8 protein-coding genes and 1 rRNA gene are annotated in these 9,669 nt (G+C 56.2%); 6 read left to right on the forward strand and 3 right to left on the reverse strand.

The genetic code is table 11. The features are described 5' to 3' along the window. Nucleotides 1–56: 56 nt before the first annotated feature. On the reverse strand, nucleotides 57–1,079 hold the full coding sequence (locus tag ACA373_RS10105) for a tRNA/rRNA methyltransferase (RefSeq protein ID WP_253459047.1): 1,023 nt from the start codon (nucleotides 1,077–1,079) through the stop codon (nucleotides 57–59). A gap of 239 nt (nucleotides 1,080–1,318) precedes the next feature. On the opposite strand from ACA373_RS10105, the gene trxC reads away from it, so the two are divergent. The 5 genes from trxC to ACA373_RS10130 all read left to right on the forward strand — a co-directional run bounded on the left by trxC (nucleotide 1,319) and on the right by ACA373_RS10130 (nucleotide 7,773). Beyond that, nucleotides 1,319–1,738, forward strand: a complete 420-nt coding sequence (gene trxC, locus ACA373_RS10110) for a thioredoxin TrxC (protein ID WP_125289380.1) — start codon at nucleotides 1,319–1,321, stop codon at nucleotides 1,736–1,738. Nucleotides 1,739–1,820: 82 nt separating this feature from the next. Beyond that, a complete protein-coding gene (locus ACA373_RS10115) occupies nucleotides 1,821–2,525 on the forward strand; it encodes a tRNA-uridine aminocarboxypropyltransferase (protein ID WP_301252695.1) in 705 nt (234 codons plus the stop codon). Between the two features lie 775 nt (nucleotides 2,526–3,300). After that, a complete protein-coding gene (locus ACA373_RS10120; protein WP_370734438.1) occupies nucleotides 3,301–5,943 on the forward strand; it encodes a GNAT family N-acetyltransferase in 2,643 nt (880 codons plus the stop codon). Between the two features lie 114 nt (nucleotides 5,944–6,057). Next, the gene (pssA, locus tag ACA373_RS10125; protein ID WP_253461240.1) at nucleotides 6,058–7,413 is read left to right on the forward strand and encodes a CDP-diacylglycerol--serine O-phosphatidyltransferase; all 1,356 of its coding nucleotides are present in this window, start codon (nucleotides 6,058–6,060) and stop codon (nucleotides 7,411–7,413) included. A 42-nt stretch (nucleotides 7,414–7,455) separates the two neighbouring features. Further along, nucleotides 7,456–7,773 (forward strand): YfiM family lipoprotein, encoded by a 318-nt coding sequence (locus ACA373_RS10130; protein ID WP_301252699.1) that lies wholly within the window; start codon nucleotides 7,456–7,458, stop codon nucleotides 7,771–7,773. Here ACA373_RS10130 and ACA373_RS10135 read toward each other — a convergent pair. Beyond that, nucleotides 7,770–9,074 carry an MFS family transporter gene (locus tag ACA373_RS10135; RefSeq protein WP_253459036.1) on the reverse strand — a complete coding sequence of 435 codons (1,305 nt, stop codon included), beginning with the start codon at nucleotides 9,072–9,074 and terminating at the stop codon, nucleotides 7,770–7,772. The two genes, ACA373_RS10130 and ACA373_RS10135, sit on opposite strands and share 4 nt — an antisense overlap. 198 nt (nucleotides 9,075–9,272) lie before the next feature. Here ACA373_RS10135 and ACA373_RS10140 point away from each other — a divergent pair, with 198 nt between their 5' ends. Continuing rightward, nucleotides 9,273–9,509 carry a hypothetical protein gene (locus ACA373_RS10140; RefSeq protein WP_370734439.1) on the forward strand — a complete coding sequence of 79 codons (237 nt, stop codon included), beginning with the start codon at nucleotides 9,273–9,275 and terminating at the stop codon, nucleotides 9,507–9,509. A 1-nt stretch (nucleotide 9,510) separates the two neighbouring features. Here ACA373_RS10140 and rrf read toward each other — a convergent pair. Further along, a 5S ribosomal RNA gene (gene rrf / locus ACA373_RS10145) occupies nucleotides 9,511–9,626 on the reverse strand. Nucleotides 9,627–9,669 lie beyond the last annotated feature (43 nt).

Consider the following 9,669-nt stretch of genomic DNA (forward strand, 5'->3'; position numbering starts at 1 on the left):
CCCGTTTTTAATGGCTTAACCGTCAGCTTTCATGAACCTTAACGGCCCGCTTCGCCTCAGGCGTTCTGACGCCACCATTCCGCCAGCAGAATGCCGGTCGCTACGGAAACGTTAAGGCTTTCCACGTTGCCGGTGCCGCCGATAGAAACGCTCAGGTCGCCCTGCTCCAGCGTGGTGTCGGACAGGCCGTCGCTCTCCTGACCCAATACCAGCACCATCTTAGCGGGCAGCGCAGCCTGCGCCAGCGGCTCGCCCTGATGGCTGGACGTGGTTACGATGGCGTAACCGGCACGGCGAAACGCATCCAGACCTTCAGCAAAGCTTTCACCGCTGATAGCCTGCACGTGTTCCGCGCCGCCTTCCGCCGTGCGTACCGCCGCGCCGGACTCCAGTAGCGAAGCATCCTGCACCAGCAGCCCTTTCACACCGAAGTGCGCGCAGCTGCGCATGATGCCGCCCAGGTTATGCGGGTTGCCGATATCTTCCAGCGCCAGCACGCAATCTTTCTCTGGTGCCTTAGCCAGCCACTCGCGAACCTGAATGCCGGGACGCTTTTTGATCAGGAAGCAGACGCCGCCGTGATGTTCGGTGCCGGACGCCTTCGCCAGCTCCGCATCGTCTACCACATGGTAGGCTTTACGGTTGGCGGCCATCCATTTCAGCGCATCGCGAAAACGCGGCGTCACGCTCTGGACGAACCAGGCGCGCACGATGCAGTCGGGACGGCTCTGGAACAGCGCCTGACAGGCGTTTTCGCCATAGACGCGCGTTTCTTCATTACGCTGACGACGGATCTGCTCCGGGTCGATACCGCTTTTGCCGCCGATGCCGCCGTAATCGGGCTTGTCATCTACCGCTGACGGCGCGCGTGAAACCGTACGCCATGGCGAACCGCCTGCTACGTCGCGATCGCGCCCGCCACGCGGCTTTTCTGTATTACGTGAAGAACGGCGGTCGCCGTCCGGACGAGGCGCGCCTTTACCGGTACGGGGATTTCCCGTCCGGCTGCTGCTCTCATCATCGCCGCGGACATACATCACTTTGACTTTACCGCTTTTACCTTTAAATTCGTCGTTCATTTTCCCTCCACCTGGCTGAGCGCGAAGCGCGCAGATTACCTGATGTGGCACCGCTTAGCTATTAACTTCCCGCTAAAGGCTCGTTTCCGTGCCGTGCTGACCTTTAAGACAGCATAAATCGCGTGAGTCACGACCTATTGTACCCATCGAACAAATCTCTTTGTTGCTGACGCAAAGCCGAACCATAATTACCGCTACTTAATCATAACAAAGTAAGCGATCGCTTACCGAGGTGTATCATGAATACGGTTTGTGCTTCATGCCAGGCGACCAACCGCGTGCCGCCGGAACGTATTGAAGACGGCGCAAAGTGCGGCCGCTGCGGCGACGAGCTTTTCAATGGCGAGGTCATTAACGCCACTACCGCCACGCTGGATAAATATTTACAGGACGATCTGCCGGTTGTCGTGGATTTCTGGGCGCCGTGGTGCGGCCCCTGCGTTAACTTTGCGCCGGTATATAAAGACGTTGCGCAAGAGCGCGGCGGCCAGGTTCGCTTCCTGAAGGTGAATACCGAAGCGGAGCCGGAGATCAGCGCACGTTTTCGCATCCGCAGCATCCCGACCATTATGATCTTTAAGCAGGGTCAGATGGTGGATATGCTCAGCGGCGCGATGCCTAAAGCCCCTTTCAACGAGTGGCTGGACGAAAACCTCTGAGTCCCTGGTGGTCAGGTTCGCCTGGCCACTACTGTTTTTACCGCTTTTCTGCCAGAATGGCGTTTTCCCCAGATAAATTCCTATGATCGAAAACGCCGTTCTTCGCCTGCGCGCCGAGCGCCTTGCGCGGGCTACCCGTCCTTTTCTTGCTCGCGGCAATCGTATCCCCCGCTGTCAGCGCTGCCTGCTGCCAAAAAAGAACTGCCTGTGCGAGACTCTACAGCCGGTAGCGGCGCGCAGTCGTTTTTGTCTGGTGATGTTTGACAGCGAACCGATGAAGCCCAGCAACACGGGCCGCCTGATTGCCGATATCCTGCCCGATACGCAGGCTTTCGGCTGGTCGCGCACCGAGCCCGATCCCCGGCTGCTGGCCGCGGTAAAAAATCCTGACGTGCAGCCGCTGGTGGTGTTCCCGCAATCCTACGCCGATGCGGATCGCCCGGTGATAAACCGTCCTCCCGTCAACGGTAAACCCCCGCTGTTTATTATGCTCGACGGCACCTGGACCGAAGCGCGCAAGATGTTCCGCAAAAGCCCGTGGCTGGATGCGTTGCCGGTAATGTCGCTGACGCTCAGCCGCCCGTCCAACTATCAACTTCGCGAGTCGCACGGCGACGGCCAGCACTGTACGGCCGAAGTCGCGGCGGAGCTGCTGCTTCAGGCGGGCGATACCGCAGCGGGTACGGCGCTGTTCCGGCACTTCGATCTGTTTCGCCAGCGCTATCTGGCGGGTAAGCCGCACCATCCGTCTCATCAGCAAAGCGCGGCCGTGACATCCGACGATTAAAAAAGGGCGGCCTTTATACTGGCCGCCCTTTTCTGCTCTCTGGGTTTTATGTGTGTTTAAAATAATATATTTCCGGCTCTTCTGGACTATCGGTTACATATTATATCGATATTCTAATTGGGCAGAAACCACTCAAAAAAATAACCAGCAGCCGGATATAAAGCCACTACTTGTTAATTTAGACAGGATACCCCTTGCGCAGCCTTATGGTGATTTAGCTCAGCAAAGGCCAGGCTGATGCCCTCCAGAAGGTACCGATATAAGGGGAAAAACCGCGTGCCCGTAAGGGAAAATGAGCCGCCTGCTTCTGTTACAGGCCAAGGGTACTTGTTTATTTGAAAAGTAAAAGCCCTGCCATCACCAACAAAATCAGACGACTCATTTAATTCATATTCATCAGTGAAAACACTTCCTCTTAAAGGCGGATAACATTCGCTGACGACATATTATTACGCGTCTGGTACTGCTTACTCAATCTTAATAATTACCCGTTGGAAAGTAATAATTGAGAGAGAGAAAAAAGTAACTATCGGGCAGCGCTGGTCCGTCAAAATAAAAACGTTCAGCCTTTAAGAATTTAACCTTTTTAACATCCACGCGGTTATTACAGAATTTCTCTACGGCACAGGTAAAAAATCAACGGCGTGCTGCATCTCTGCTGTCTGGCAGCCTGTAAACCAGATAAATTTGTGAGCTGATGCCGAGGATTGCGGCCTGGCTACGGCACCAGACGTCGGTTGGCGTTAAACTCACTTTTTCTGCACAGGAGACGGCTATGAGTCAACGAGGGCTGGAAGCGCTGTTACGCCCCAAATCCATCGCGGTTATTGGTGCCTCGCCGCGCCCGGAACGCGCGGGCTATCTGATGATGCGCAATCTGCTGGCGGGAGGGTTTAGCGGTTCCATTCTGCCGGTCACGCCGAAGTATCAGGCCGTATGCGGCGTGATGGCCTGGCCCGATGTCGCCAGCCTGCCCTTTGCCCCCGACCTGGCGGTAATCTGCACGCACAGTCGCCATAATATCGTCCTGCTCCAGGCGCTGGGCGAGCGCGGCTGCAAAGCCTGCATCATTCTCTCTTCGCCGGGCAGCCAGCATGACGAGCTGCGTGAGTGCGCCAGCCGTTTGCAGATCCGCCTGCTCGGGCCAAACAGCCTGGGACTGCTTGCGCCCTGGCAAGGGCTGAACGCCAGCTTTTCCCCGGTGCCTATTTATCAGGGCAGGCTGGCGTTTATTTCGCAGTCCGCCGCCGTCTCTAATACCATTCTCGACTGGGCGCAGCAGCGGCAGCTGGGCTTCTCCTGGTTTATCGCGCTCGGCGACAGTCTGGATATCGACGTGGACGACCTGCTGGATTTTCTGGCGCGCGACGGCAAAACCAGCGCTATTCTGCTCTGTCTGGAGCAGTTAAGCGACGCACGGCGCTTTGTCTCGGCAGCCCGCAGCGCCGCCCGAAACAAGCCGGTGCTGGTGATTAAAAGCGGGCGCTCGCAGCAGGCGCGTCAGCTGCTGGGCGCGCCCGGCGGCATGGACGGCGCCTGGGATGCGGCGATACAGCGTGCAGGCCTGCTGCGGGTACAGGATATGCACGAGCTCTTTTCCGCGGTGGAAACCCTCAGCTATATGCGGCCGCTGCGCGGTGAGCGACTGATGATTATCAGTAACGGCGCCGCGCCTGCCGCGCTGGCGCTGGATGCGCTGGATGCGCGCGGCGGCAAACTGGCAACACTGGGCGAGGCGTTAACGGCGGCGCTGCAAAGCTGTCTGCCGGACGGCTGCCAGGCCGGCAATCCTTTGGATCTGAAAGATGACGCTACGCCAGAACGCTATCAGCAGGTGGTGTCGCTGCTGCTCGGCAGCCACGATATCGATGCGCTGCTGGTGATTTACGCGCCCAGCGCCGTTGCGCCCGCTACCCTCACCGCGCAACGATTAATAGAGGTGACGGCAAAGCATCCGCGAGCGAAACAGATCGCCCTGCTGACCAACTGGTGCGGCGAGTTCTCTGCGCCTGAAGCGCGCCGCCACTTCAGCGAGGCCGGTATTCCCACCTATCGTACGCCGGAAGGCGCGGTCACCGCGTTTATGCATATGGTGGAATACCGCCGTAATCAGAAGCAGCTGCGCGAAACGCCCGCGCTTCCGGCCGATCTGGCGACCAATACGGCAGAAGCCCACCAGCTCATTCACCTGGCGCTGAAAGAGGGCGTGACCACGCTGGATACCCACGAAGTCCAGGGCATTTTGCAGGCCTATGGCTTAACGACGTTGCCAACCTGGATCGCCAGCGACAGCGTGGAGGCGGTACAGATAGCCAGTCAGGCAGGCTATCCGGTAGCGCTTAAGCTGCGCTCGCCCGATATCCCGCATAAATCGGAAGTCCAGGGCGTGATGCTCTATCTGCGCTCGGCTGGCGAGGTGCAGCAGGCGGCGGAAGCCATTATCGACCGGGTCAAACTCGCCTGGCCGCAGGCGCGTATCGACGGGCTGCTGGTGCAGAGCATGGCCAACCGCGCCGGCGCTCAGGAGTTGCGTATCGTGATGGAGCAGGATCCCGTATTCGGGCCGGTGATTATGCTGGGCGAAGGCGGCATTGAGTGGCAGGCAGAGCGGCAGGCCGCCGTAGCCTTGCCGCCGCTGAATATGGCGCTCGCCCGCTATCTGATTATTCAGGCCATTAAAAATGGTAAAATACGCGGACGCAGCGCGCTTTCGCCGCTGGATATTTCGGGCCTTAGCCGGGTTTTGGTGCAGGTGTCCAACCTGATCGTGGACTGTCCGGAGATCAGGCGGCTTGATATCCATCCTTTGCTGGCGGCAGGCGAAACCTTCTCGTTACTGGATGTCACTATGCAGCTGGCGCCTTTCGACGGCGATCCCGAAGCGCGCCTGGCTATCCGTCCGTATCCGCACCAGCTGGAAGAACAGGCACAGCTGAAAAACGGTGAACCGCTGCTGTTCCGGCCCATCCTGCCGGAAGATGAGCCGCTGCTACAGCAGTTTATTGCTCAGGTGACGAAAGAAGATCTTTATTATCGCTACTTTAGTGAGATCAATGAGTTCACCCATGATGATTTGGCTAACATGACCCAGATCGACTACGATCGGGAGATGGCGATCGTTGCGGTGCGTCAGCATGAGATCGTCGGCGTAACCCGCGCGGTCTCTGACGCCGACAACGTGGACGCCGAGTTTTCGGTGCTGGTGCGTTCCGATTTGAAGGGGCTGGGCCTGGGGCGTCAGCTGCTGGAAAAGATGATCGACTATACCCGTCAACATGGTCTGCTGAAGCTCAACGGCATTACTATGCCGAATAATCGCGGCATGATAGCGCTGGCGCGCAAGCTGGGTTTTACCGTGGATATCCAGTTTGAGGACGGTATTGTCGCGCTCTCCCTGACGCTACAGGAAAACGGTTAATGTCTGGAAACGTAAAACTGCCCACATCCCGCCTGACTGATGGTAACATTAGCGGTTATGGCGATGATTTTAAGGCAAAAGGCTATTCCATGAACAGAGAAGAAACGCACTGTGATGCTGTCTAAATTCAAACGTAACAAGCACCAACAGCACCTTGCGCAACTGCCAAAACTGTCTCAGTCGGTTGCCGATTTTACCACGCTGTATACGCCTGCCGACTTCCGCCAAACGCTGCTGGAAAAAATAGCATCGGCGACAACACGTATCTGCCTTGTGGCGCTCTATCTGGAAAACGATGACGGCGGACGAGCTATTCTTTCCGCGCTATACGAGGCAAAGCGCCTCCGGCCCGGGCTGGATGTCCGCATTCTGGTTGACTGGCATCGCGCGCAGCGAGGCCGTATCGGCGCTTCTCGCGGCGCAACCAACGCGGACTGGTATTGCGAGATGGCCGAACAAAATGCCGATATCGCTATTCCTGTATACGGCGTGCCGGTAAATACCCGTGAAGCGCTGGGCGTTCTGCACCTGAAAGGCTCGGTCATTGACGATACGCTGCTTTATACGGGCGCGAGTCTGAACGACGTCTATCTGCATCAGCACGAGCGTTATCGTTACGATCGCTACCAGCTGATTACCAATCCCACGCTGGCCGATACGCTGTTGAACTGGATTGACACCAATCTTATTCAGGCCGAAGCCGTTCACCGGCTCGATCAGCGCGAGCGCCCGAAAAGCCCTGAGATAAAAAACGAAACGCGGCAGTTTCGTCAGGAACTGCGTGGCTTCGATTATGATTTCGAAGGCGACGCCAACAACGAGCAGCTGGCGGTCACGCCGCTGGTCGGGCTGGGTAAACGCAGCCTGTTGAATAAAACCATTTATCATCTGATGCCCTGTGCCGAGCAGAAGCTGACGCTTTGTACGCCCTATTTCAACCTGCCCGCGATCCTGGTCCGTAATATTATCTGGCTGCTGCGCCGGGGCAAAGACGTTGAAATCATCGTCGGCGACAAGACCGCAAATGATTTCTATATCCCGCAGGATCAGCCTTTTAAAATTATCGGCGCGTTGCCTTATCTGTATGAGATTAACCTGCGCCGCTTCCTCAGCCGCCTGCAATATTATGTCACCAGCGGTCAGCTGACCGTGCGGCTGTGGAAAGATGGCGAGAACAGCTACCATCTGAAAGGCATGTGGGTGGACGAAGAGTGGATGCTGATCACCGGCAACAACCTCAATCCGCGCGCCTGGCGGCTTGACCTGGAAAACGCCGTGTTGATCCATGACCCGCTCCAGGAACTGGCCGCACAGCGCGAAAAAGAGCTGGCGCTGATCCGCGAACATACCACGGTTGTGCAACACTATCGGGATTTGGAAAGCATTGCGGACTATCCGGTCAAGGTCAGAAAGCTGATCCGCCGCCTGCGACGTATTCGCATCGATAGGCTAATCAGCCGTATTCTGTAAGCCAGCTATACTAAGCCCTGTCAGTCATACAGGGCTTTTTTTATGCGCTTGCTTCCTCTTATTCTGCTTTGCTGTTCCGGCTGTAGCCATATGGCCCAAGACAGCTGGACAGGTAAAGATAAAGCGGAACACTTCTTTTCTTCCGCGTTTCTTTCTGCGGCGGGCACCGCTTACGGCGAACGTCAGAACTGGCATGAAAGCCACAGCGGCGGTTTCGGCCTGCTGTTCTCCATCAGCCTGGGCGCGGGCAAGGAGTTTTATGACAGTCGCGAAGCGGGTTCAGGCTGGAGCTGGAAAGATTTCAGCTGGGATATAGCCGGCGCCGCCACCGGCTATACTCTCTGGAATACGGCTCGTTAAAGCTTCATCCCCTTCCCTTTCTTATGCAGCAGCAGCGATACCAGGAAGGCAACCGCGCCCATAGCGGAAACATACCAGAAAAAACTATTCTCGCTTCCCGCCGCCTTAAGCGACAGAGCCACATATTCCGCCGATCCGCCAAATAAAGCGTTAGCCACCGCATAGGAAAGCCCCACGCCCAACGCACGCACCTCTGGCGGGAACATCTCCGCCTTCAGGATACCGCTGATTGAGGTATAAAAACTGGTAATCAACAGGGCAAGCATGACCAGCGCAAAGGCGACCCAACTGCTTTGGACGTTTTGCAATATCGTCAGGATCGGCACGGTGCAGATCGCCGCCATGCCGCCAAAGATCAGCATCGATCCTTTCCGGCCGATCTTATCGGAAAGCGCGCCGATCAAAGGCTGGATCAGCATAAAGATAAAAAGTGCCGCCGTCATTAATGCGCTGGCGCTGCGCGTATCCATCCCTGAGGTATTCACCAGATACTTCTGCATATAGGTGGTAAAAGTATAAAAACTTAACGAACCGCCAGCGGTAAATCCTAATACCATTATAAATGCACGACGGTGCTTCCAGAGCCCTTTTAACGATCCGGCATCCTGATGCGTGCGGCTTTTTTTGTCGGAGGTTTCATTTAAAGAACGGCGTAAATAGAGCGCGACAACGGCAAGCAGCGCGCCCAGCGCGAAAGGAATGCGCCAGCCCCATGCGCGTAAATCTTCATCGGATAAAAGCTGTTGCAGAACGACCACGGTCAGCAAAGCCAGCAGCTGACCGCCGATCAGTGTGACGTATTGGAATGACGCATAGAAGCCCTTTTTACCTTCAATCGCGACTTCACTCATATAGGTCGCGCTGGTGCCATATTCTCCTCCTACTGATAATCCCTGAAACAAACGAGCCAGCAGCAGAAGCGCGGGCGCCCAAACGCCAATCGCAGCGTAGCCTGGCAGGCAAGCGATAACCAGCGAGCCAAAACACATCATGCAAACAGAGATCAGCATGGAAGTTTTGCGCCCGTGTTTGTCGCCAATATAGCCGAACAGCCACCCGCCGACCGGTCGCATTAAAAAACCGGCGGCGAATACGCCTGCTGTTTGCAGCAGCTGCGTGGTGGCATTACCCGAAGGAAAAAAGATATGGGCGAAATAGAGGGAGCAGAAGGAATAGACATAAAAATCAAACCATTCAACAAGATTACCTGAAGAAGCGCCTACGATGGCCCAAATCCGTTGACGGGTAGTGATGACAGAAGTGCTGGCGGCGTCTGTCTTAGACGATGCGGCATCGAACATAATTCCTCCTCGCATTTTTCCTTGCTAATAATTAGCGTCAAAAGTGAAACAGCAACCAGCAGTAAACCGCACCCGCGTAATGTTAAGAATCTGTTTTTTCAGAGACGAATAGATTTGTGACGCAGATCCGTTTTAGCGCTGCTTTGCCGTGAGGAGAGCGTTCTTCTGACGACAAAAAGGAACTGGATGAGGGTATAAATGCTCGATGAAGGCATAACCGCAGAGGCGAGTCAGAAGATCGATAACAACTTTTATTTTGAGCAGTTAAATGATGCGAGAGTTCCGCCTGAAGAGAATAAAGCGCGGTTTTTATACGTGCCGGGCCGTAAAGGGAAATTCCGGGCCCCTGCGCGCTTTATCCGCAGCGGAGCCGCTTTTTCCCGGCCCACAAACGCAAAAAACCCCGACCGTGAGGTCGGGGCTGTTGCAATTTGATGCCTGGCAGTTCCCTACTCTCGCATGGGGAGACCCCACACTACCATCGGCGCTACGGCGTTTCACTTCTGAGTTCGGCATGGGGTCAGGTGGGACCACCGCGCTAAAGCCGCCAGGCAAATTCTGTTTCCCCCCGCCGCCCTGAGGCCGCGCGGGTTTA

Source organism: Erwinia sp. STN24, from assembly GCF_041320675.1.
Taxonomy (GTDB): domain Bacteria; phylum Pseudomonadota; class Gammaproteobacteria; order Enterobacterales; family Enterobacteriaceae; genus Erwinia; species Erwinia aeris.

Coding starts and splice junctions, on each gene's coding strand:
- ACA373_RS10140 (WP_370734439.1), top strand. CDS start 9,273: ATGCTCGATGAAGGCATAACCGCAGAGGCGAGTCAGAAGATCGATAAC.
- ACA373_RS10130 (WP_301252699.1), top strand. CDS start 7,456: ATGCGCTTGCTTCCTCTTATTCTGCTTTGCTGTTCCGGCTGTAGCCAT.
- ACA373_RS10115 (WP_301252695.1), top strand. CDS start 1,821: ATGATCGAAAACGCCGTTCTTCGCCTGCGCGCCGAGCGCCTTGCGCGG.
- pssA (WP_253461240.1), top strand. CDS start 6,058: ATGCTGTCTAAATTCAAACGTAACAAGCACCAACAGCACCTTGCGCAA.
- ACA373_RS10105 (WP_253459047.1), bottom strand. CDS start 1,079: ATGAACGACGAATTTAAAGGTAAAAGCGGTAAAGTCAAAGTGATGTAT.
- trxC (WP_125289380.1), top strand. CDS start 1,319: ATGAATACGGTTTGTGCTTCATGCCAGGCGACCAACCGCGTGCCGCCG.
- ACA373_RS10135 (WP_253459036.1), bottom strand. CDS start 9,074: ATGTTCGATGCCGCATCGTCTAAGACAGACGCCGCCAGCACTTCTGTC.
- ACA373_RS10120 (WP_370734438.1), top strand. CDS start 3,301: ATGAGTCAACGAGGGCTGGAAGCGCTGTTACGCCCCAAATCCATCGCG.